Below are 23,988 nucleotides of genomic sequence, written 5' to 3' on the forward strand. Positions count from 1 at the left end.
AGTGCATGAATAAACGCAAACCATTCATTTATATACAAAAAAGATCAGACATTTGTGTAAATGTCTGATCTTTATTTTATTATTATACAATTGTAGTTTATTTATAGGATAGTATCGTGTTCGTTTATTCGTTTTATTTGACATCCACTTGAACAGCAAAAATATCTCATGCCATTAAACGGCCTTCTTATATCTTGGAGCTTTATCCAAACAAACGATCGACTGCGCCCGTCACAGTAAGATTTCCCTCAAGTAGCCCCTTCTCGAGTTTTATGACTTCCTCTTTCTTCCCAGGTTGTGCAAAAAAACTATCGATAAGTCGATCATTAATCATGGAACGGAACCAATCTTTCGTCTGTGATTGCCTGCGCCCTTCCCAGAATCCGCTATCATCCATTGTCTCTTTAAATGATACTATCATTTCCCAAACCTCTTCAAGACCTGTATTTTTAATTGATGAAACAGGAAGTGCAGTCGAAGTCCAACCGGGTGATGCAGGCTGGAGGAAGTGAAGAAGCTGACGGTATTCCCGTACTGTCTTTTTCGCCAACCTTAAATTATCACCGTCAGCTTTGTGAACAACAACCCCGTCTGCCAGTTCCATAATCCCTTTTTTCATCCCTTGCAGTTCATCTCCGGCACCAGTTAGTACCAGCAGCATGAAATAATCGACCATTCCACGGACAACCGTTTCACTTTGCCCGACTCCGACCGTTTCTATTAAAATAACGTCATAACCTGCCGCTTCACAAAGTAACATCGTCTCGCGCGATTTTTTGTGAACACCACCAAGTGTACCTGCAGACGGTGAGGGGCGAATGAACGCGTTCGGATGCCTTGCAAGTTCTTCCATCCGCGTTTTATCACCAAGGATACTACCGCCTGTTACAGTTGAGCTTGGATCTATAGCAAGCACGGCAACTTTGTGGCCTGCATTAGCTAGCATTAAGCCGAATGCTTCAATAAACGTGCTTTTCCCTGCACCTGGAACTCCGGTGATGCCAATCCGGATGCTATTGCCCGTTTTAGGAAGCAAATTGAGCAACAGCTGCTGCCCGGCAACTTTATCATCTAGAATAATACTTTCGAGAAGCGTAATCCCTTTTGCAAGATGAAGCCGGGAGCCATTTGATATCTTTTCCGACAACTCTTCAACCGGGATTTCGCGGCCCTTTTTCACAAAACGTTTCCGCGCCGTTGCTGCCATGCCATCATGTGAGGAAGTAATCCCACCCATCACATTCAATGCACTGTCATCAGTTAAACGGTTGTTGTCTTTCAATCCGCCACTTCCTCATAGCCAAGCCTACGATAGATTTCTTCAATGACTTTTTGCGCTGCAACCGGAATGACGGTTCCTGGACCGAAAATTGCCGCAGCACCATTTTCACGTAGGAATGCATAATCTTGCGCAGGTATAACCCCACCGACGACAATAAGAATATCTTCTCGACCAATTTTGGCAAGCTCTTCACGTAGTGTCGGAACAAGCGTTTTATGACCCGCAGCAAGTGAACTTACACCGATGACGTGTACATCATTTTCAGCGGCTTGTAGTGCCGTTTCTTCTGGCGTTTGAAATAATGGCCCGATGTCTACATCAAAACCAAGATCTGCAAATGAGGAAGCGATTACTTTTGCACCGCGGTCATGACCGTCTTGTCCCATTTTTGCGATAAGGATACGTGGACGACGCCCTTCATTTCCAAGGAAATCTTCTGCCATCATTTTTACTTCGTCAATTTCTTCTGTGTTCGAGAAATTCGAACTGTAAACGCCACTCACCGAACGAATCACCGCCTTATGTCTACCTGATACACTTTCAATCGCATCTGATATTTCACCGATGGTTGCGCGTGCACGTGCTGCATTAACGGCACATGCTAAAAGATTACCGTCGCCACTACGTGCAATTTCAGTCAACTCGGCTAGGATAGTCGTTACTTTCGCTTCGTCTCTGTCTGCTTTCATCTGATTGATACGATCGATTTGTTTCTGGCGTACTAGCGTATTGTCAATGTCCAAAATATCGATTGGATCTTCAGTATCTAAACGGTATTTATTTACACCGATAATTGATTCTGCACGGGAGTCGATTTGAGCCTGACGTTTTGCGGCCGCTTCTTCGATTTTCATTTTGGGAAGGCCGGTTTCAATCGCTTTCGCCATTCCGCCGAGTTCCTCGATTTCTGTGATTAATTCCCAAGCTTTATCCATCAACTCATCTGTCAATTTTTCAACATAGTATGAGCCGCCCCATGGATCAATCACTTTGGTCATCATCGTCTCTTCTTGCAGGAACAATTGCGTATTCCGAGCAATCCGTGCTGAGAAATCTGTCGGCAATGCAATTGCTTCGTCAAGCGCATTGGTATGGAGTGACTGTGTATGCCCCATCGCTGCAGCATTTGCTTCTATTAATGTTCGCGTTATATTGTTGAACGGATCTTGTTCCGTCAAACTCCAGCCTGACGTTTGTGAATGTGTACGTAGCGCAAGTGACTTTGGATTTTTCGGTTCAAACGTCTGCATCATTTGCGCCCACATTTTCCGTGCCGCGCGCATTTTGGCAACTTCCATGAAGTAATTCATGCCTACCGCCCAGAAAAACGATAGTCTAGGTGCGAATGAATCGATATCAATGCCTGCTTTCAAACCTGTCCTGACATATTCAAGACCATCCGCAAGTGTATAGGCAAGCTCGATATCCGCCGTTGCGCCCGCTTCTTGCATATGATAGCCAGAAATTGAAATCGAGTTAAATTTCGGCATTTTAGTGGATGTGTAATCAAAAATATCCGCTATGATTTTCATCGACATTTCTGGCGGGAAAATATACGTATTTCTCACCATATACTCCTTCAATATATCATTTTGGATGGTACCAGCAAGTTTTTCAGGTGACACTCCCTGTTCTTCAGCCGCAACGATATAAAACGCCATAATTGGCAATACCGCGCCGTTCATTGTCATAGATACTGACATCTGATCGAGCGGAATACCATCAAATAGGATTTTCATATCCTCTACCGAATCAATAGCAACGCCTGCTTTTCCGACATCCCCAGTCACACGTGGATGATCAGAGTCATAGCCGCGGTGAGTCGCAAGGTCGAATGCGACAGATAATCCTTTTTGCCCCATCGCCAAATTTCGGCGGTAAAAGGCATTGCTTTCCTCAGCAGTTGAGAATCCGGCGTATTGACGGACTGTCCACGGTCTAGAAACGAACATTGTCGGATAGGGACCCCTAGTATTTGGTGCGATGCCAGGTAAATCAGTCAAATGGGATAGGTTCTCCGTGTCTTTACCGGTATAGAGCATTTTAACATCGATACCTTCATTTGTTCTAAAAAGTTGCCCTGACTGGGTTACTGTTTTTGCCGAACTGCTAGCAATCTGCCGCAAGTCTACTTTGTTGAAATCAGGCTTGTTCATCAGACGCAGCCCCTTCCAATTTGTCGTTGATAGCTATTAGTTTTCCTACTTTATCTTGACCCGCATAGATGAAGCCATTTAGACCGGCATTAAGCCATGTTTCTGACAGTGCAGAATCGTACTTTCCTGCCACATCCAAGACAAGTCCTTCTGGGCGTCCTGCCAGCAATTGTTCCATTATCGTTTCAGTTAGGCTGGATGTTGCACAAACAATTGCATAATCCGGCTTGTCATCCGCAAGCCATGTAACAGCTTGTTGTGCATTATCGAATGTTGGACCCCATTCAGCGCGCATACCACCTGTCGCTAAAAAGCCGCCGACAAAATCTGCACGTGGTTTGAAATCTTTTAACTCGCCGAACGTCAGCAATGCAATTCGCGTCGCACTATCTTTTTGCAGTGCAGCTAGTTTTTCGAAAGGTTCTGCAAGACGTCCTTCAAATTGAATGCCATCCCAATCAGTAAAGTTCGTATCCGTCAATTCAGCGTAAACATTTGTACCAATCAACGACTGTTTCCCTTTCGAAACATCGCCCCTACGTTGCTCAAGTAATTTCCCGAACTTGTCACTGGCAATGAATGCATCATAGCCGCCTGTAGACTGTATTTCCAAAAAGAGTGTCCATGATTTATCAACAAGTTCAGACGTCAAGGTTTCCATGAAATAAGAACCGCCTGCAGGATCAATTACTTTATCGGAATGAGTTTCTTCTTTAATAACAAGTTGGATATTTCGTGCCATACGTACAGAACTGCTTGTCGGTCCAGTAATAATATTGTGTGGGTGAACTGTAATAACGTCAGCGCCGCCAAGAACTGCGGCGAATGTTTCATTGCCTGCACGCAAGACGTTGACATACGGATCTAGTTTTGAGTAAGAACGCAACGATGTTATTGCAATGATTGGTACATATGGAGCTTCAGCTACCCCATACGCAGAACTGAATGCTTGCCAAAGAACACGAAACGCACGGAACTTTGAAATTTCCATAAAGAAATGCGTATCAACTGCAAATCGAACAAAAAAGTCATCGGCAAAATCACTAAAATTGTCCACTTTTGAAGCTTGATCCGCTGCATATGCGAGGACTAATGCAAGTTCAGTCACTGCATCCGCGCCTTTGTGATGTGCAACCCACATATCCGCGCTAGCTGTCCGGACGTTTGTGTATCCTGCTGGAAGAGTCCAACCAGAGACCGAAATTGCCCCGTTAACGGAGGAACGATCCATTTCTGGGACAAGGGAAAACGCTTTCAGAAATGAGTTATCATGCTTCATATTTGTAATGAAAATCGGATATTGCTTCATAAGTTGGGCGATTTCAGCGAGAGAAGACTCTTCCCAGTGAAGTGTTTTTGCCCCATCGTAAACAATCGCTTCATTGCCACGTTCAATCGAACTTTTCAGGTCAGCGACGAACTTTTGTCCATCCGTAGCATATGGTTGCTGTGCAACAATCCAGCCTGTCTCTTTTTTTGCCGCACGAATTAGCTGTGCACGTTTCGCAAGACTTTCCTGCGTATATAATGGCTGAAGGTCAATCCCTTCAATCGTTTTCGTGATAAGCGAATCGAAAGGCTTTCCTTTCAATGACTGGACAGCGACTTCTTTCCATTGTTCAAATCCCGCTTTATCGAATGTTGTTGTTTGCATGTTATGTATGGTCATATTTTGCGCTTCCCTCCTCAAAATAATCAATCTATTACTAGTTTACCCGAGTAACGCTTTTGTTGAAAGATAAAATAAACCCCAGCGCTATATTTTACGGCACTGGGGTTTACAATTTTGATCAGTAAATGGATGTATTTTCTGCAGTTACGTTTTCGAGTATCGCTTTCACTCGTGCGAGGAATTGTCCGCAAACAAGACCGTCAAGAACGCGGTGATCGAGTGATAGACATAAGTTCACCATATCACGCACACCGATCATGCCGCCGTCCATCACAACAGGACGTTTAACGATTGATTCGACTTGTAGTATTGCTGCTTGCGGGTGGTTGATGATACCCATTGACTGAACAGAACCGAATGAGCCGGTATTATTCACTGTGAATGTACCACCTTGCATTTCGGATGATTTCAGTTTACCTGAACGCACTTTACCTGCAAGCTCCTGAATATCACGTCCAATGCCTTTGATTGTTTTTTCATCAGCATTATTGATGACTGGAACGTAAAGGGAATCTTCCGTCGCCACTGCGATGGAAATATTGATATCTTTTTTCTGAATGATTTTGTCGCCGGCCCACATTGAGTTCATCATAGGGAATTCTTTCAATGCTTGAGATACTGCTTTCACGAAGAATGCGAAGTATGTCAGGTTGAAGCCTTCCTTCTTTTTGAAATCATTTTTCAAGGAATCGCGGTATTGAACAAGACTCGTAACATCGACTTCAATCATCATCCATGCGTGTGGAGCTTCGTGTTTTGAGCGCAGCATATTGCTAGCAATGGCACGACGCACGCCTGTAACAGGGATTTCGATATCGCCTACTGCAACAGGTACATTGGCTGGCTCCGCTGCTTTCGGTGCAGGTGCCGCCTGTGTAACCGACGTTGGAGCTGCCGTTTCTACAACAGGCGCTTCAGTAGTTACTGCTGCTGTCGGAATGTTGCCACTCTCGATTATAGCAAGCAAATCTTTACGCGTGATGCGTCCTTCTTTCCCTGAACCTTCCACAAGTGACAAATCAATGCCGTTATCCTGTGATAGACGAAGTACTGCAGGAGAATAGCGTCCTGCTGCCGTTCCTTTTTCACGATTCAAAGATGAAGCCGGTTTTTGAGAACCTGCAGCAGGCATTTCGTTTGCAGGTTCTGCCTTAGCTGGTACCGCTTCTACTGCGACTTCCGCAGCTCCTCCACCTTCAGTTTCAATCGTACAAACAAGCGCTCCAACTGCAAGCGTCTCTCCCTCCTGTGCGATCAATTCCTTGATGACACCTGTAAATGAAGAAGGTACTTCTGCTGTTACTTTGTCTGTATTAACTTCTGCAAGTGAATCATATTTGTTAACTGTATCCCCCGGTTTGACAAGCCATTTCTCGATTGTGCCTTCTGTCACACTTTCACCGAGTTGGGGCATTAAAATATTTTCAATAGCCAATTGATTGACCTCCTTCCCGATTAAAATTCTGCGAGTTCACGCGCTGCCTTCTCTACTTTGTCTGGATTGACCATGAAGAATTTCTCCATTGTCGGTGCATATGGCATCGCTGGAATATCTGGTCCAGCAAGACGTTTAATTGGCGCATCAAGTTCAAACAGGCAGTTTTCAGCAATTATTGCTGCAACTTCTCCCATAATGCTTCCTTCTTTATTATCTTCAGTAACTAAGAGGACTTTCCCTGTTTTCGAAGCTGCTTCAATGATTGCTTCTTGGTCAAGTGGATAGACAGTCCGAAGGTCAAGGATATGAGTAGAAATTCCATCTTCTGCAAGACGTTCAGCGGCTTGCAATGCAAAATGGACACATAGTCCGTAAGTGATGATTGTAATATCATCGCCCTCACGTTTAACATCTGCTTTGCCAATTGGCAATACGTAGTCATCTAAAGGCACTTCGCCTTTAATTAAACGATAAGCGCGTTTATGTTCAAAGAATAATACTGGATCTTCATCGCGGATTGCCGCTTTAAGAAGCCCTTTTGCATCATATGGCGTTGACGGTATAACGATTTTTAATCCCGGTGTGCTTGCGAACATCGATTCGACAGACTGCGAGTGATACAGCGCCCCGTGGATACCGCCTCCGAATGGTGCACGAATAACAATTGGACAAGACCAGTCGTTATTCGAACGGTAACGTATTTTTGCTGCTTCCGAAACAATTTGGTTCACAGCCGGCATGATGAAATCAGCAAACTGCATTTCAGCAATTGGACGTAACCCGTACATTGCTGCACCAATTCCGACACCTGCAATTGCAGATTCCGCAAGCGGTGTATCAAGTGCGCGGTATTCTCCGAATTGATCGTAAAGACCTGCCGTAGCCTTAAAGACTCCACCTTTACGTCCAACGTCTTCTCCGAGAACGAAAACGCGGTCGTCTCGTTCCATTTCTTCTTTCATTGCAAGTGTGATTGCATCGATATAAGACATAACAGCCATTATTCGTTCCCCCCATCTTCAGCATACACATGGAGCATCGCAGATTCAGGTTCAGCGTACGCAGCGCTTTCCGCATAATCGGTCGCTTCGTTCACTTCTTTCATGATGCGTTCTTCCATTTCTTTTTCAAGTTCATCAGTTAGTGCGCCTACTTCTTTCAAATAAGCTGCGAACATTGGAATCGGGTCAAGTTTCTTTTCATTTTCAAGCTCTTCTGCATCACGGTATTGACGTTGATCATCGTCTGATGAGTGAGCCGTCAATCGGTAACAGATTGTCTCTACAAGACTTGGACCTTCTCCACGTCGTGCACGATCTGCTGCTTCTTTGACCACTTTGTATACTTCAAGTGGGTCTGTTCCATCAACTGTAACACCCGGCATTCCGTAACCGATTGCACGGTCGGAAACATTAACACAGCCAAGTTGTTTTTCAACAGGAACTGAAATTGCATATTTATTATTTTCAACCATGATAACAGTCGGTAATTTATGGACACCTGCAAAGTTCATGCCTTCGTGGAAATCTCCTTGGTTAGATGAACCTTCCCCAAGTGTAACGAAAGTAATGAAATCTTCCTTCTTCATCTTCGCCGCAAGAGCTACCCCAACTGCGTGCGGTAGTTGCGTCGTAACAGGAGATGATCCTGTCAAAATACGATTTTTGCGCTGACCGAAGTGACCAGGCATTTGACGACCACCTGAGTTCGGATCTTCTGCTTTTGCGAATGCGGACAGCATCAAATCTTGCGGAGTCATTCCAAAATGTAGAACAACGCCCATATCCCGATAGTATGGTGCAATCCAGTCTTTATCTTTATCAAGAGCGAAAGCTGCTCCAACTTGTGCTGCTTCCTGCCCCTGACATGAAATAACGAATGGAATCTTTCCTGCACGGTTAAGGAGCCACATACGTTCATCAATACGACGAGCCATTAACATCGTTTCAAAAATTTGCAGTGCATCTTCATTTGTTAAACCTAGTTCTTCATGACGCGTTTTTGCCATTTCTAAAATCCCCCTTCTATGGTTCGCAGTCTTGTGTCTTAGACTAATTGAGACTCTTTTTTACATATGAATTGCTTTGCCATCTACGGCTAAAGCGGCTTCGCCCATTACTTCAGAAAGCGATGGATGTGGATGAATCGTGCTTGCCACTTCCCACGGCGTCGCATCGAGCACCATCGCGAGTCCTGCTTCGGATATCAAATCAGTCACGTGTGCACCTATCATATGAACACCTAGAATATCGTCTGTCTTTTTATCGGCAATGATTTTTACAAAACCATCCGAATTTCCATTGACAAGTGCTTTTCCGATGGCCATAAACGGGAATTTCCCGACTTTGACATCAAAGCCCTGTTCTTTCGCTTGCTTCTCTGTTATGCCGACGCTTGACGCTTCGGGACTAGAATAAATGCAACGCGATATTTTTGTATAATCAATCGCTTCATTTTTTAGACCTGCAATATGTTCAACAGCCGCAATTCCTTCGTGAGAAGCAACATGCGCTAGTTGCAGCCCGCCAATAACATCACCAATTGCATAAATATGATGTTCTTTTGTTTGAAATGTTGGTCTTGTTTTAATATAACCATTGATGATTTCAATTTCCGTATTGTCCAGACCAATTCCTTCGACATTTGCTTGACGACCGACAGAAACAAGCATTTTTTCAGCTGTGAACGCCGTCGTTTCGCCATTCATTTCCGCAGAAATTGTGACAGTTCCTTCTTTTTTAACGAGGGTTTCTGGGAGAACTTTCGCACTTGTCACAAAAGTGATTCCTTTTTTCGTCAATAGCTTTTTCATTTCTTTCGAGATGTCATCGTCTTCAGTCGGAATAATTCGATCTGCATATTCGAGAACAGTGACTTCGACACCGAAATCATTGAGCATAGAAGCCCATTCTATACCGATGACTCCACCACCAACGATGATAATCGACTTAGGAAGTGCTTCCATAGAAAGCGCCCCATCAGAAGACATGACTTGATTTTCATCAATTTCCAAACCGGGTAATGTACGTGGTCTAGATCCTGTTGCGATAATCAGGTTTTTCAAGATGAGCATTTCGTTTTCGTCACCATTGTTCATTTCAACCGAAATAGTACCCGGCATTGGCGAAAAGATTGATGGTCCAAGCATTCTGCCAAGTCCATCAAATACGTCGATTTTCCCTTTTTTCATTAGGGCAGTCACGCCAGCATGTAGCTGTTTAACGATACCGTCTTTTCGTGCTTGTACACGACTGAAATCCAGTGATACGTCTTTTGTATTTACCCCAAACTCTGCAGCCTGATTTTTTGCCGTATCGAATACTTCAGCACTTTTTAACAATGCTTTACTCGGGATACACCCTTTGTGCAAGCATGTGCCGCCTAGTTTCCCTTTTTCAACAAGTGCTGTTTTCAGTCCCAATTGAGCGGCGCGAATCGCAGCGACATAGCCACCCGTTCCGCCTCCTAAAATAACTACATCATATTCCCTCGCCATTATAGATGGCCTCCCTCACAACGACCCGTCAAGACGGGTAGATTTTAGCTATTTCTTCACCAGTTAGAACGCGGAGTGCGCCTTCTGCAAGTGCTTGTAGTTCATCTTCTCCAGCATACACAACTATATCCGCTATCCAGTCGATTCTGGATGTAATATCCTTCACAAACCCTTTGCCGTAAGCAAGGCCACCCGTAAGGATAATCGCATCCACTTGGCCGTGAAGGACAGCAGCCGCACTACCAATTTCCTTAGCAACTTGGTAGGCCATTGCCTCGTAAACTAGTTTTGCTTTTTCATCACCATCTTCAATTCGTTGTTCAACGCGAACTGCATCGTTCGTTCCGAGATAGCCAACGAGACCACCTTGACCAACAAGTTTTTTCATTACTTCGTGACGGAAGTACTCTCCAGAAAAACATAGTTCGATGAGATCCCCCGCAGGTACGGTTCCCGCACGTTCAGGGCTGAATGGTCCATCTCCGTGAAGTCCATTGTTTACATCAATTACTTTGCCGAATTCATGTACACCGACAGTTATACCCCCGCCCATATGGGTGATAATCAACCGGAGTGTGTCGTATTTTTTACCGACTTGTTTTGCGTAGCGTCTTGCAACCGCTTTTTGGTTCAGCGCATGGAATATGGATTTTCGATTAATGGCCGAAAATCCAGAAATTCGCGCGATTGGTGCAAGTTCATCGACGACGACGGGGTCGACGATGAAAGCGGGAAGGTTTAGGCTGGTTGCGATTTCATGCGCAATTATGCCCCCGAGGTTCGATGCATGTTGACCTGAATAACCTGTTTTCAAGTCTTGTATCATCGCTTCGTTAACAGGGTAAGTACCACCTTCGATCGGACGGAGAAGCCCGCCCCGACCGCAAATGGCAGCTAGTGTAGTGATGTTAATGCCTTCTTTTTCAAGTGACTCAAGGATTGCCTCTTTACGAAAACTGTATTGATCGATGATGGAAGGGTACTGTGCAATTTCTTCTGAACTATGCCTCAACGTACTTTCCATCAGTTGACTTTCGCCTTCAAAGACACCTATTTTTGTTGATGTAGATCCTGGGTTAATAACTAGGATCCTATGGTGATTCTCATGCACAATAGGTCCTCCTTCCATATCAATGCAGCCTTTTCTTTTCTTTATGTCTAGCTACTGCGACCAGACGCTCGGGTCATAAGCTATCTGGGAGGGATTGAATTGCATCCCTCCTGTGCACGACAAAGAACGTCGTTTCGCCGGTCTATCTTATGCCTGTCGCGTCTAAACAGGTCGCTTTCGCTTTTCTTTATTAGCGTCTTGAAAGTACGCTTTTTTCGTTTTGTAGGAAAGTGCTTCTTGTATTAGCAACACGTGCAATACGCTCTTCCGCCATGCGGTCAGCTGCAACATACGTTGGGATATTATCACGTTTTGAGATTGCGAAAATTTTCCCGATTACGTCATAGATTCCTTCTACGCGTTTAAGTGCACGTTCACGGTTATAACCATCAAGCTCATCTGCAACGTTGATAACGCCGCCCGAGTTGATAACGTAGTCAGGTGCGTAAACAATACCCATTTCATGGATTAAATCGCCGTGACGCGTTTCTTTCAATTGATTGTTAGCAGATCCTGCAATAACTTTTGCTTTCAATTGTGGAATCGTCTCATCGTTTATGATTGCACCTAGTGCACATGGTGCGAAGATATCTGCTTCTTGAGAGTAAATTTCATTGATGCCGACTGCTGTTGCACCGAATGCATCAACTGCACGCTGAACTGCTTCTTCGTTGATATCCGTGATGATTAGTTTTGCACCTTCTTCGTGCAAATACTCACAAAGTGCATAAGCAACGTTTCCGACACCTTGTACCGCTACTGTTTTGCCCGCTAGCGAGTCGTCTCCAAATGCTTCTTTTGCTGCTGCCTTCATACCGTAATAAATACCATAAGCAGTAACAGGCGAAGGATTACCAGATGAACCCGCTCCAGCAGAAGTACCTGTAACATAATCTGTTTCAAGATTAATTAAATCCATATCCGCTTCAGTTGTTCCCACATCTTCCGCAGTGATATAACGACCGTTCAAACCTTCAATATAACGACCGAAAGCACGGAACATTTCATCGTTTTTATCTGTTTTTGGATTTCCTATAATAACTGTTTTTCCGCCACCAAGATTCAATCCAGCAGCTGCGTTTTTGTAAGTCATACCGCGCGCAAGGCGAAGTGCGTCTTCAATTGCTTCTTCTTCACTTGCATACGTCCACATTCGTGTTCCACCAAGCGCTGGGCCGAGTGTCGTATCATGAATAGCGATGATCGCTTTTAGTCCTGAAGCTTTATCCTGACAAATAACAAGTTGTTCATAATCCTGATGTTCCATATATTTGAAAATTTCCATTGTAAATTCCTCCTAAGGGTATCGTTCATTTTTATTTTTAAGAAACTAAAAATCTCGTACTGTGGATAATTTATTCAATAGAGTGTTCACGTCTAGACTCCAGCGCCTAGAGACTCGGGTCATAAGTTGGTCAAGCTGTGCGGCAAAGAACGCCGCTTCGCCAGCCCGTCTTATGCCTGTCGCCTCTGAACAGGCGCTTACGCTTTTGTTTTTTACTTTATCGAAAGAATTGCTAGTGCTAGTGAGTAAAGTTTACTTTCGGCACTGTCCGCCCTTGATGTAAGGACGATTGGTGCTTTGGCGCCTTGGATAATCGCACCGACTTTCGCGTTGGCGAAGTACATAAGTGATTTGTAGAGAATATTGCCTGCTTCGATATTCGGAACGACAAGAATATCGGCTTTACCAGCTGTTTCCCCTGTAATTCCTTTTTGCGCAGCAGCCTTCTCTGATACTGCATTATCAAGGGCAAGTGGACCGTCAACAATGCAACCAGTGATTTGACCACGTCGATTCATTACTACTAGCGACGCGGCATCTGTCGTTGGTGTCATTGCCGGATTCACCGTTTCGACAGCAGCCAAGGGAGCGACGATTGGTTCAAGCACACCACACGCATGCGCAGTAGCAACTGCATTACGAATGATTTGTGCTTTTGCTTCTAGGTCAGGTGCGATGTTCATTGCCGCGTCCGTCACGAAAAGTAAACGGTCATAACCGGCAACTTCGAACGCTGCGACATGCGACAGTATTTTCCCTGTGCGTAAACCATAGTCGCCATTCAACACCGCCTTAAGGATGGTAGATGTTGCTAAGTTCCCTTTCATCAGGACATGTGCTTGTCCACTTGAAACCGCTTTCACTGAGAGTGCAGCTGCGTAGCTATCGTCTTCAGCATGATGGATACTAATTTTTTCATTATCTAGTAACCAAGGGAAATTTGTTTGAATCATCTCGCTGATACGACTTTCATCAGCGAAAAGCATGAATGAAGCAATGCCTTTTTCACTAGCAATACTAACCGCTTCAAGCACTTCTCGATCTGCTGCAGATGCGACAGCAACAACCGGACCGTTCTTCGATGCGGCCAGACTGATGAATGAGTCAAGTGTAACCATTGTCTCTCCTCCTTTGACTACATGACGATTAAATGAGGCTGAATTTCTCAAGTTTATAATAAAGTGATCGCAGTGAAATACCAAGCCTATTGGCAGTTAATGATTTGTTACCAGTATTTTCACGGAGAGCCGTTTCAAGAATGGTTTTTTCGTATTCATCCATAATCGAAGTAAGTGTGCTTTTTTCAGGAAGAATCTGTTCCTCTTCCGTGTTTTCCCTAGATGATAGGGATTTAACCACATCTATCAATTCGATAACGGCATCTCCCGACTCCATATAAATCATAGCGCGGCTAAGTACATTTTCAAGTTCACGTACATTTCCTGGCCAGTCATATTGCTTAAGACGCTCTTGCGCTTCATCGGTAATTTTCTCAATATTCATCCCGAATTCCTGATTTAACCTTACTAGTAGGTGCCCAATAATGGATGGAATATCTTTTTTCCGAGATCGTAGCGGCGCAATTTGGATTGAGAGTCGGTTTAACACATAATAAAGTTCTTCAATAAACGTTCCTTCATGCATCGCCTTTTCTAAGTTTTTCGTAGACGCTGCAATGACACGAACGGACAAATGAACGGGATAGGTCCCCCCATTTTTGAAGATTGTTCCGCTTTTTAAATAGTTAAGCAGCCTCGCCTGAACCACAAGCGGCAAGTCAGCCACTTCGTCAAGGAATAACGTTCCCTGTGCAGACTCTTGAAAAAGGCCTTGTGTGCTACTATTCCCACTTTGAGAAACCTCAGATTCTTGTCCGAATAGCTCCGCTTCCAATTTAGATGATTGCATTGCCGAACAATTCACACGGATAAACTTATTAAACCGTCGTTCGGAGCCACTGTGAATGGCATGCGCAAACAATTCTTTCCCAGTTCCCGCTTCTCCTCGAAGAAGGACTGGAATGTCAGATTTGGCAGCTAACTTGGCCTGCTCGATTGAAATTTCAATATCAGACGAACCGCCGAAGATATCATCGAATGTATAGGTTGATTCAAGTTTCCTAATAATTGTCCGTGCCTGGTCAAGTTCTTTCATCAAGTTGCGCATTTCAGTGATGTCATGAATGACACCAACACTACCCTTCACTTGATGATCGACAATGATTGGTGCAACATTGACAATTACTTCCCTGTTATTTTCACCTATACGCATATTGACGCCACGAACCGGCTTTCTCGACTTAAGTACTCTCATATGAATACTTTCACCTTCGTTGATGTCCGCGTTCGCGGGCTTACCTATTATTTCGTCTTCAGTAAGGCCCGTAATCCGTGTATAGGCTGGATTGACAAGGATACCATTCCCCTTATCGTCAACGACCGAGATGGCATCGTCACTCGAATGTATGATTGCTTCCAACATAGTCTTCACTTTTTTCAAATCTGTGATTTCCTCCGCTAGGGCAACTACCTCCGTAATATCTTTAAACACCGCGAATGCACCGACTTTTTTCCCGGCGGAATCAAAGAGTGGATAACGAGAAGTAACTATTTTCAAGCCATTTCCAAGAATCTGTTCCTCATTCAATTCCGCCACGCCTGAATCGAATACCCTTGGAAGCTCTGTCGTCGGAATTACATCCGTAATCATCCGACCAAAAGCCTCTTCAATTGGGAAACCAATCATCTTAGAGGCACTTTTATTGAAGAAATCAACAGTTCCTTCTTCGTCGATTCCAACCATGCCCTCTTCAATTGAATCAAAGATCATTCGCTGCTTATGCATTTCTATATGAATGCGCTTAATGTATGTATCGTTCTCCTCAAGCAGCCTTACAAGGAGATTTGCGACGGAACCAGGTATAAGTACGGTATGGGCAGGCCTCGCTTTTAATAGCTCAGCGAATACAGACTTGTCACCGGTCACATCGAAAATAATATGCAAATCGTCGGTCAGGTAACTTGTCCAATCCATCCCATATGCGATGCCCTGTTTTTTTGCACGTATTATTCCCGGTGCATGTTCATCAGTATCAATGATTGCGTTTACATTCATGAATTCTAAATTTTGGAGAAGGTCCAGTATTATCGATCCGCCTGTCCCCGCCCCGACAATGAGAACGTTTTGCAAGGATGTTCATTCTCCTTTTTTGAACCATGCAATCTTTTGCAATTACAATTTCATCATACATGAAAGCGCTGTTCTTGACAATCAAATTAGAGTAGGTAAAATTAGATTCGGTAAGGAGTTGTCGTATATGGCACGTCTAGCAGCATTTATGGTCTTGCTAATCCCCGGACTTTTTGCGGCCGGCGGTATAAAATTAATGCGAGATTCGATATTTGGCGTATTATTTAACCCATTTCCGTTCATTTGGCTTCAATTCGTTGTAGGCTTATTATTGTTCGCGGGAGGTCTATGGTTTTTTGCGGGCTTTTTATTACGTCGCGATCGACGAAAAGGACGCGTGCAAGAACGGTTTAAACAAAAGTAACAGTGTATATCGTAACTAAGAGCAATCGTCTACAATCTATTTGAGCGAATTGCAAAAGGACCAAGACTGTTCAGTCTTGGTCCTTTTGCTTATTTATTGAATCGATTTGGATAATCCGTTATCCAGCCATCTATATAAGGAGGCGGATTAAGAGTGATTGGTTCTGTTCCAGTCATTCCATAAACCCGAATCTTTTTCCCGGTTTGAAGGAGATTGGTCAAAAAGGGCTCTTTCAACAACCGTTTGTGAAAATGGAATCCATCTGCACATGAATACTGTTTAAGATTAGTCCAATCTACGCTTTTCTTTCCAATAAGAAAGGCTGTTTCCATTCGTTCGCTTTCCTCTTTGACCACTTCAAGTAAGCGATAATCAAATGAGGAAATATGAACATTGCCCATAACAGAAACAATATCAACAATCATTTTGATCAATTCAGGGCGATCCGAAACCGTTTCTTTCAATTCAACATTAAGTGCTAAATCATGCATTTCGCAAAATGACACCGCTTCTATCAATGTCGGAATGCTATGACCACAGAATAAACGTCTATATCTTCTTCCAACTCGAATTCTCATGAGCTCTGTACTTGTCATGGATGAAATCATTTTCCGAATGCCAGCAAGCCTAGATAATCCTGGATCGTGGATAACAAACGGCACTCCATCTTCTGTCAATTGGACATCTAGCTCGATGCCGCCAGCACCTTGATCGACAGCCTTCTCAAATGCTTTCATTGTATTTTCAAAGCAGATGCCAGAAGCGCCTCGATGTGCAAAAACTGTAGGATTAGACATTTAGGACGCCATCTACGATTTCAAAAATGCCTTTTGCACCTACATGAAGCGTAGACGATTTCAATCCAATTTGAATGATTGTACCTGGATAAGCTTCTCTTGTCACTTCAATTTGAGCGGGAACTGCTTGCTTAATTTTACGCAACCCAAGTTGAATTTCTTTATCTAGTTCAACTATGGCATCTCTATTCGATTCAATCGTTTCCAACATTTTTTCAAAGGCTTCTGCCTGTGGCCCCTTCAGAAGACTTCCACTATTCCTAAATGGGAGAGCGTGTTGCTCAAGCTTTTCGATGATTCCTTGGCGTTCTTTCAAACTTTTAGCCATTTCTTGAATTTCCATATACATTACTTCCTTGTCAATCCCTTTTGCACTAAGGATTGTCTTCCGTTCATGACTGTTACCCGCAAATGCACATTCAATTTTATAAAGTGCCTCAATTTTCCCGCCAATAATTTTACCTTTGTTTTTATCAATAAATACAGATTCTGCGATAACTTCTGCGCCGAGTAAATATAAACCGACATGTACTTCTTTTCCATACAGTTTGCAATTGTTCGCGTGTTTAACAAAAATATTACCTCGCGCTTCGACAATCGTCAATCCACCGCCGAAAATCCCACCTTTTATGTAGATGTCTCCCTCAGATGACTGTATCTCCTTCGCATTTATGATACCTTCATTACCTTCTACAGAAATATCTCCAGTCGCATTTACTGAAAATCCTGCAATGACTGTTCCTAATACAACAACTGATCCGTCAAATTTAATCGAGCCAGTTTCAGGTCCTACATCCCCGCTGACAATTAACTGCTTCCCTACACTAATGATACCGTCAATGCTTTCCAAAGCCCCACCGTGTGACGCCCTCAGAACTACTTTGTCCGCTTCTTGTTCATCAGTCACTGATTTCCTGTCAAAGTAAAGTTTCACATCATCCCCTCGCCGTGCAGGAAGATCGTTACCTAAAACATCCTTACCATCAATGCCCTCTTGTGCCGATGTTTTCTCGCCAAGCCAATCACCTTGCTTGATAGGCGTAACGAAATTCATTTCAAAATAATCAGCAGAACCGTCTTCACGGATCATCGGCCTTCTTTCAGGTATTTCTATATATGATACGACTGCATCTTTACCTTTTTGTGGCTTTCTCCCTACAGCTGCGATAATCGATTCACCCGGTTTAAACGGCTCATCTTGCAAAGTTGTTCTGCCGTAAATCACTCCGGCATCATCAAGCACTTTATCAGCCTGATTTAGGATTGATTGTCTATTTTCTTCAAATTCCTTGGTTGACACGTTTATGTAAAGTTGAGCAATCATTTTATCAGCAGCAATAGCTATTTCTATAGTTGGAATCCAATTGCCTATTATATGTTCTGCCTCTAGTTCAGTAAGCGCTTTCCTTAATATCGGGAATGAACTGATTTTTAATCGTGGATGTTCACGCGTAATTGAATCGAATGATTTAAGTGGAAAACCATTCTTCTTAGTGCGCAAGATCACTTTTTCCTCTTGTACTAAAAGATCGAAAAACTCATTTTGAACTAACACTGCCGCTTCATCCTTTCCCTCTTATCCATTATATAACATCCTCAACCTATTTGTCAGATTAATTAATCTCTAGTTTAAAAAAGCCTACCACACGAAAATAGATTCGGAGAGTAGGCGTAGCTATTACCATAACTAGGTGTTTTTCAATCAGCTAGCCATATGCTCAAGTTGGAATTAATAGGCTTTTCATGCTCTCACTGACAACGATATATTAATTTATGAATGCAGGTGCATCGTCATTTTCAACCTTAGTTTATCACTCGATTAAGCAAATAGGAACCCACCTATGGGATAATTTCTCATGAGTTGTTGGATCTTCTCCTATGGCTCTTCTCTGTTTATAATTTATTACCAAAGTAAATAGGTTTTTTTCAATATTTTCTTTTCAGTCCTTATAAAAACAGAGATTCAATTCTTATTTTTAAACATTTAGTTAGCCCAAATGTACTTATATTATGAGTTTCATTATTTCTATCACTTTCGTTAAAGTAGAAATTGAGGTCAATGTGTCAATTTCTACTTTTTCTAAGGAATGGTTTGCCCCTAGAATTAGCTCAATGTAAAAAGTAGTTTTCTTTTTTTATTTGTTCAACTTGCTCTAAGTTATAATGAGGGTCTTTGTCACAAATAACTAGCAAGCCTTGGTGATTACTTCTTAATATATCTTTATATAACATTTTTGTAATCTATAACATCACTATATCCGATTATTCTATTAAGCTGCCTTATAATTGAACTGTTATATCCTCACTATTGATATGTCCCTGTACAAAGGACCTGTTACTTTGTCCAAGTTCTAGCACGCCAGAATACGTTGTTTTTGCCAATCTCTTACACTTGGAACACAAACCTCTTTCCGACTGCTTCCACTAATTCACGAAAAATCATCTCGGTTAGAAGTTTTCGCCCTTTACTGGATCGTTTACCTTTTCCTACCTTTAAGAATCCTGGAGCCAGGTGACTCGATGTCACGGCAGTTCATGATAGCTATCAACCACAAGTATCGAAAACCGTTTAGAGTCGTCAGAACAGCGTCGTAATGCCTGTAAACGTAAAAATCGACCTGTCCGCATTTACGCCGATAGGTCAATTTTCGATTCCGCAGAAATATGTGCTACACTACGGGCACGTACGGTTCGGTAATTTGTTGCAAAGATTACGTAAATTTCATAGGAATGATGACCGGTTTAATAATAATAAAAGTGCCAATTCACTGTTTCAAATAACATAAAACGCTTTCATAGCAACGATTAGCTCGCCATATGCTCAAGACGAATTTTATCTGCGATCATCGCGATGAACTCACTATTCGTGGGTTTACTTTTCAAATGGTGCACAGTGTAGCCAAACATTTTGGAAATGACATCGTAATTTCCACGGTTCCATGCAACTTCGATTGCATGGCGAATTGCACGCTCTACACGGGATGCTGTCGTATTGTATTTTTTTGCGATCTCCGGATAAAGTACTTTCGTCACTGAACCAAGCAAATCGACGTCCGTATATACCATTTGAATCGCTTCACGAATGAACGCATAGCCTTTAATATGAGCGGGTACACCAATCTCTTTAATAATTGCTGTAATTGTAGTATCTAGCACTTTTTGGCTTACTGTTCCTGGCGCATACTCTCCGCTAGCTTGGGCTATCGGAACTATCGGTTTTCTTGTTCCTGCTACTTGGAATATCTGGTTTGCAAGTCGATCGAATTCAAAAGGTTTAAGCATGAAATAGGAAGCCCCTAGACTCGCCGCTTGTGTCATAACATCTTCCTGCCCAAATGCCGTCAACATAATTATATGCACATCGGCAGTTTGTGCATTTCCACTCAATGTTTCCAAGACTGCAATTCCATCAAGATGTGGCATGATGATATCAAGTAATAAGACATCTGGCTTTTTTTCTTCCAACATCGACAGACATACTTTTCCGTTATGCGCCGTCCAAATGACTTCGATTTCAGGATGTCTTTCAAAATATGTCATCATAGTCCTCACTAGTTCCTTGTTATCGTCAGCAATCGCGACTTTCAGTTTATCCATTCCCATTTCCCCCTTGTACGTTTATGACGACTTCTTTCCCTAAACATTAGCAACATTCTCTTAACTACACAAGGGAAATTTCGACGAATAGTGGAGTAACCCTCTTTTATTTAGCAAAAATGAAACTTCTGACATATGGTTTCCCTAAACTTCGACTAATTCTATTCTTTTCTCAACGTTTGTCGAATCGTTCTCGCTAAGCTTAACACGACAGGACAAAAGGGCCAACTCATTATACGAGTTGGCCCTTTTATTAATTTTCCCCGCTACGCATTTTCTCCAAAAATAGGGCTGCACCTTTTTTAGGATCATCGACAAACATATGCGTTACCGCGCCTGCAAATTGCCCGTTTTGGATAACGGGACTTCCACTCATCCCTTGCAAAATTCCTCCGGTTGCTTTGAGCAATTCGGGATCTGTTAAAACGAAATGGAACTGGTCTTGTTCTACTTCTATAATTCGAATTGAAAAGGATTCAACTTTTGTCCCTTTAATCGTTGTGTAAATTTCAGCAGCGCCTTCTTTTACTTCTGCTGGCTGCATAATCGTTAAAGGTTCGGTTAACACTTCCTTATAGTCGCTGTTCCACGACCCGAAGATGCCATAAAGACCGTTTATTCGAATCGTCCCTAAAAAATCATCATCATCGACAATCGTTGAAATTTTATAACCTGGAATTCCGGGCACGCTTTTTTTAATTTGATCGATTTCTGAAAGATAAATCGCTCCTGTTTTAAACGAAGGTGGTGATTTCAGTGCACTGTCGATGATCTGATGACCGAGCGCTCCGTATGTCCCTTTGTCCGGATCGACATACGTCAAGGTACCTGTCCCTTCTGTTCGATCTTTCAGGAATGGAAGGAGACGTTTCATCGCTTCGCCATCTGCTAGGATTTGACTGCTTTCCTCGTTTCTGATGACGTGCAATACGATTTCTTTTTTGTCTCGCATTGAGGATGATACTTTTTCGTACTCATGAAGGGTACTGACTGCTACATCGTCTAATTGTCCGATTAGATCACCTGCCTTCAACCAGTTATCTTTACTGATCATGACATCATTTGTGATGTAGACTCCCGACAAATCCATTTTAATACCAATCGATTGTCCCATCGGTATCAGCGTTCCATCTTTAGCAAATGCTGCATTTGTAGTGAATGGCATGACAAGTAAAAGCACAGAAAACGAAACGGCCAACTTAAACTGTCTACTCCATCCCATATTTCACCTCCCTTAATAAGATACTGTTGGTATGTCCGTTCAGGGGAATGTTATGAAAGGGTAAATAAAGCAAAAGTGGAACGTACATTAATTTCATTGCATTTTGTAACCGATGAGTAAAAAAATAAAAAAACGTGCATAATGTAGTATGCACGTTAAGTGATTATCTAAACGATTTCTTACGTTCTGCGGCCAATTTCAACAACTCTTCCGCATGCTTTAATGTTAATGGCGTAGTTTCAGCTCCAGACAACATCCTGGACAATTCTTCTGTCCTGTCTGATTCGATGACATCATGAATTTCCGTCATCGTCCTATCACTTATTACATTTTTTTTAATGAGGTAATGGTGATCCGCCATTGCGGCGACTTGCGGTAAATGAGAAATACAAAGCACCTGAGAATCTGTTGCAATTATTGCTATTTTTTCCGCAATTGCTTGTGCAACTCTTCCGCTTACACCCGTATCCACTTCGTCAAAAATAAGTGAAGTAACTCCTTGATGTTTAGAGAATATTGTCTTTATCGCTAACATTATACGGGAAATTTCACCGCCCGACGCTACTTTTACAAGTGGTTTCAACGGTTCCCCAACGTTTGTCGAGATCAAGAAGTTCACATCGTCATATCCATTTGAATCGAAAGTACCTGCTGCTTTTCGAGTAATTTCCACTTTAAAAGAAGCTTTTCCCATATGAAGTTGCTCCAGTTGTTCCATAATTGCATTTTCTAATTGAATAGACGAATTTTGGCGGATAATTGATAACTCTTCTGCTTCGATTTCAAGATCTTGGAGAAGTTGCGCAAGTTTTTCCTGCTCGGCAAAAAGACGTTCATCCCTACTTACTAAGTTTTCAAGTTCCTCTGTGATTTTATCACGATACAAAAGAATGTCTTCAATCGTTTTGCCATACTTCCTTTTCAAGGAGATGTGGAGTGCTAGGCGCTCTTCAACTACTTCGAGTCTTGCAGGATCAAATTCCATATCATCAAGTATACTTTTGAGCTCGTGTGCAGTATCTTGTAAGGCATAGAAACTTGTTGCAATCGTTTCAGCATGCAGTTTCAAGCTTTTATCGACCGACGCTGCATCCTCCATATCACTCATCGCAGAACCGACCCAGTCAAGCGCATGTGTATCTCCACTGATTGACACATATGCGGTATTCAATCGCTCAAATAAGCGATTGAAGTTTTGAAGCTTTTGTTTTTCTGCTTCGAGTTGGTCCTCTTCACCAATAACGAGTCCAGCTGCATTAATCTCTTTTAGCTGGAATGAATACAAATCGATACGTTGTGCAACTTGTTGCTCATTATCGTCTGCCTTCTCAAGCTTCCGTTTCAGTTTTCGATAGCTTTCATACAGCTCGAAATAGTTTTCATAGGCATGCTCTAGTTTTTCACCAGCAAAATGATCGAGTAAATGAATATGACTTCTTTCATGCATTAATTCCTGATTTTCGTGTTGACCATGTATGTCAATCAACTGTGAACCAATTTCTCTCAAAATTGCGATCGTCACAAGCTTTCCATTGACACGGCAAACCGTTTTACCATTTGAATTCAAATCGCGCCGCAATATAACGACGCCATCCTGTGCATCAATACCAAATTCAGCTAATTGTGCAATAATAGGATGCGATTCTTCTTCAATAGTGAAAAGCCCTTCCAGTTCGGCTTTTGTTGCTCCATGACGGATAAATTCCTGTGATCCTCTTCCACCCGCAAGTAGTTGGACAGCATCGATAATAATTGATTTTCCCGCGCCTGTTTCTCCAGTTAATACGGTTAGGCCTTCATCAAATGTTATTTCAAGGTTTTCAATGATTGCAAAGTTTTTTATGGAGATTTCACGTAACAATTGCTTTCACCTCTTTCAGAGCATCGCCAACAGTTTTTCTTTCACTACTCCTGTCAGTGATTCATCACGACAAATAATCAAACTCGTATCATCGCCACAAATCGTTCCAAGAATTTCATCCCATCCGAGATGATCCATTAAAGAACCGACAGCTTGCGCATTGCCAGGAAGCGTTTTCAAAACAATAAAATGACCTGCTGCATCAATACTGACAAAGGCATCAGTTAGCATTCGGTGAAGTTTTTGTTCTGTATTGTACTTATGTACGGGTGGCAGACTGTATTTATAGCTACCATCAGACAAAGGGACCTTAATAAGATGCATTTCTTTTATATCACGTGAAACGGTCGCTTGTGTCACGTCCACTCCCGCTGCTTTTAGGCTATCTACGAGCTGATCTTGTGTTTCTATTTCAAAATTCGAGATAATATCACGAATACGAATTTGCCTATGCCCTTTATTCATACTAATCACTCCCATACCATAATAATATCTTACTTCATACTGTACCACCCATT

At 42.6% G+C, this 23,988-nt stretch carries 18 protein-coding genes; 1 reads left to right on the plus strand and 17 read right to left on the minus strand.

Annotated elements, in window-relative coordinates:
• Nucleotides 1–202: 202 nt before the first annotated feature.
• The 11 genes from meaB to H7992_RS13930 form a co-directional block, all read right to left on the minus strand.
• Nucleotides 203–1,237 carry a methylmalonyl Co-A mutase-associated GTPase MeaB gene (gene meaB, locus H7992_RS13880; protein WP_187047902.1) on the minus strand — a complete coding sequence of 345 codons (1,035 nt, stop codon included), beginning with the start codon at nt 1,235–1,237 and terminating at the stop codon, nt 203–205.
• Between the two features lie 41 nt (nt 1,238–1,278).
• Entirely contained in the window at nt 1,279–3,438 is a 2,160-nt protein-coding gene (gene scpA, locus H7992_RS13885) for a methylmalonyl-CoA mutase (protein WP_187044986.1), read from the minus strand.
• Nucleotides 3,425–5,107 carry a methylmalonyl-CoA mutase family protein gene (locus tag H7992_RS13890; protein WP_187044987.1) on the minus strand — a complete coding sequence of 561 codons (1,683 nt, stop codon included), beginning with the start codon at nt 5,105–5,107 and terminating at the stop codon, nt 3,425–3,427. Before H7992_RS13890 ends, scpA begins: the two co-directional genes overlap by 14 nt.
• Before the next feature lie 121 nt (nt 5,108–5,228).
• A complete protein-coding gene (locus H7992_RS13895) occupies nt 5,229–6,545 on the minus strand; it encodes a dihydrolipoamide acetyltransferase family protein (protein ID WP_187044988.1) in 1,317 nt (438 codons plus the stop codon).
• A 20-nt stretch (nt 6,546–6,565) separates the two neighbouring features.
• Nucleotides 6,566–7,549: an alpha-ketoacid dehydrogenase subunit beta gene (locus H7992_RS13900; protein ID WP_067209847.1), complete on the minus strand. Its 984-nt coding sequence runs from the start codon at nt 7,547–7,549 to the stop codon at nt 6,566–6,568.
• Nucleotides 7,549–8,556 (minus strand): thiamine pyrophosphate-dependent dehydrogenase E1 component subunit alpha, encoded by a 1,008-nt coding sequence (locus H7992_RS13905; RefSeq protein ID WP_067209849.1) that lies wholly within the window; start codon nt 8,554–8,556, stop codon nt 7,549–7,551. The genes H7992_RS13900 and H7992_RS13905 overlap by 1 nt, the downstream gene beginning before the upstream one ends.
• Before the next feature lie 60 nt (nt 8,557–8,616).
• Nucleotides 8,617–10,044: a dihydrolipoyl dehydrogenase gene (gene lpdA / locus H7992_RS13910; protein ID WP_187044989.1), complete on the minus strand. Its 1,428-nt coding sequence runs from the start codon at nt 10,042–10,044 to the stop codon at nt 8,617–8,619.
• A gap of 28 nt (nt 10,045–10,072) precedes the next feature.
• Nucleotides 10,073–11,173 carry a butyrate kinase gene (gene buk, locus H7992_RS13915; protein WP_067209854.1) on the minus strand — a complete coding sequence of 367 codons (1,101 nt, stop codon included), beginning with the start codon at nt 11,171–11,173 and terminating at the stop codon, nt 10,073–10,075.
• A 172-nt stretch (nt 11,174–11,345) separates the two neighbouring features.
• Nucleotides 11,346–12,440, minus strand: coding sequence for a Leu/Phe/Val dehydrogenase (locus H7992_RS13920; RefSeq protein WP_067209859.1), 1,095 nt, complete (start codon nt 12,438–12,440; stop codon nt 11,346–11,348).
• 212 nt (nt 12,441–12,652) lie between these two features.
• The gene (gene yqiS, locus H7992_RS13925) at nt 12,653–13,558 is read right to left on the minus strand and encodes a phosphate butyryltransferase (protein ID WP_187044991.1); all 906 of its coding nucleotides are present in this window, start codon (nt 13,556–13,558) and stop codon (nt 12,653–12,655) included.
• 28 nt (nt 13,559–13,586) lie between these two features.
• Nucleotides 13,587–15,629 carry a sigma 54-interacting transcriptional regulator gene (locus H7992_RS13930; RefSeq protein ID WP_187044992.1) on the minus strand — a complete coding sequence of 681 codons (2,043 nt, stop codon included), beginning with the start codon at nt 15,627–15,629 and terminating at the stop codon, nt 13,587–13,589.
• Nucleotides 15,630–15,756: 127 nt separating this feature from the next.
• On the opposite strand from H7992_RS13930, the gene H7992_RS13935 reads away from it, so the two are divergent.
• Nucleotides 15,757–15,993: a DUF2627 domain-containing protein gene (locus H7992_RS13935; protein ID WP_067209866.1), complete on the plus strand. Its 237-nt coding sequence runs from the start codon at nt 15,757–15,759 to the stop codon at nt 15,991–15,993.
• 89 nt (nt 15,994–16,082) lie between these two features.
• On the opposite strand, the gene H7992_RS13940 is transcribed toward H7992_RS13935, so the two are convergent.
• The 6 genes from H7992_RS13940 to ahrC all read right to left on the minus strand — a co-directional run bounded on the left by H7992_RS13940 (nt 16,083) and on the right by ahrC (nt 23,935).
• Nucleotides 16,083–16,790 (minus strand): glycerophosphodiester phosphodiesterase, encoded by a 708-nt coding sequence (locus H7992_RS13940; RefSeq protein WP_187044993.1) that lies wholly within the window; start codon nt 16,788–16,790, stop codon nt 16,083–16,085.
• Nucleotides 16,783–18,345: a flagellar assembly protein A gene (locus H7992_RS13945; RefSeq protein WP_187044994.1), complete on the minus strand. Its 1,563-nt coding sequence runs from the start codon at nt 18,343–18,345 to the stop codon at nt 16,783–16,785. The genes H7992_RS13940 and H7992_RS13945 overlap by 8 nt, the downstream gene beginning before the upstream one ends.
• A gap of 1,250 nt (nt 18,346–19,595) precedes the next feature.
• Entirely contained in the window at nt 19,596–20,387 is a 792-nt protein-coding gene (gene spo0A, locus H7992_RS13950) for a sporulation transcription factor Spo0A (RefSeq protein ID WP_067209873.1), read from the minus strand.
• 253 nt (nt 20,388–20,640) lie between these two features.
• On the minus strand, nt 20,641–21,609 hold the full coding sequence (locus H7992_RS13955; protein WP_067209875.1) for a SpoIVB peptidase S55 domain-containing protein: 969 nt from the start codon (nt 21,607–21,609) through the stop codon (nt 20,641–20,643).
• A gap of 163 nt (nt 21,610–21,772) precedes the next feature.
• A complete protein-coding gene (recN, locus tag H7992_RS13960) occupies nt 21,773–23,470 on the minus strand; it encodes a DNA repair protein RecN (protein WP_067209878.1) in 1,698 nt (565 codons plus the stop codon).
• Nucleotides 23,471–23,485: 15 nt separating this feature from the next.
• Nucleotides 23,486–23,935 (minus strand): transcriptional regulator AhrC/ArgR, encoded by a 450-nt coding sequence (ahrC, locus tag H7992_RS13965; protein WP_067209880.1) that lies wholly within the window; start codon nt 23,933–23,935, stop codon nt 23,486–23,488.
• Between the last annotated feature and the right edge of the window lie 53 nt (nt 23,936–23,988).

This window comes from Sporosarcina sp. resist (assembly GCF_014302295.1).
Taxonomy (GTDB): Bacteria; Bacillota; Bacilli; order Bacillales_A; family Planococcaceae; genus Sporosarcina; species Sporosarcina psychrophila.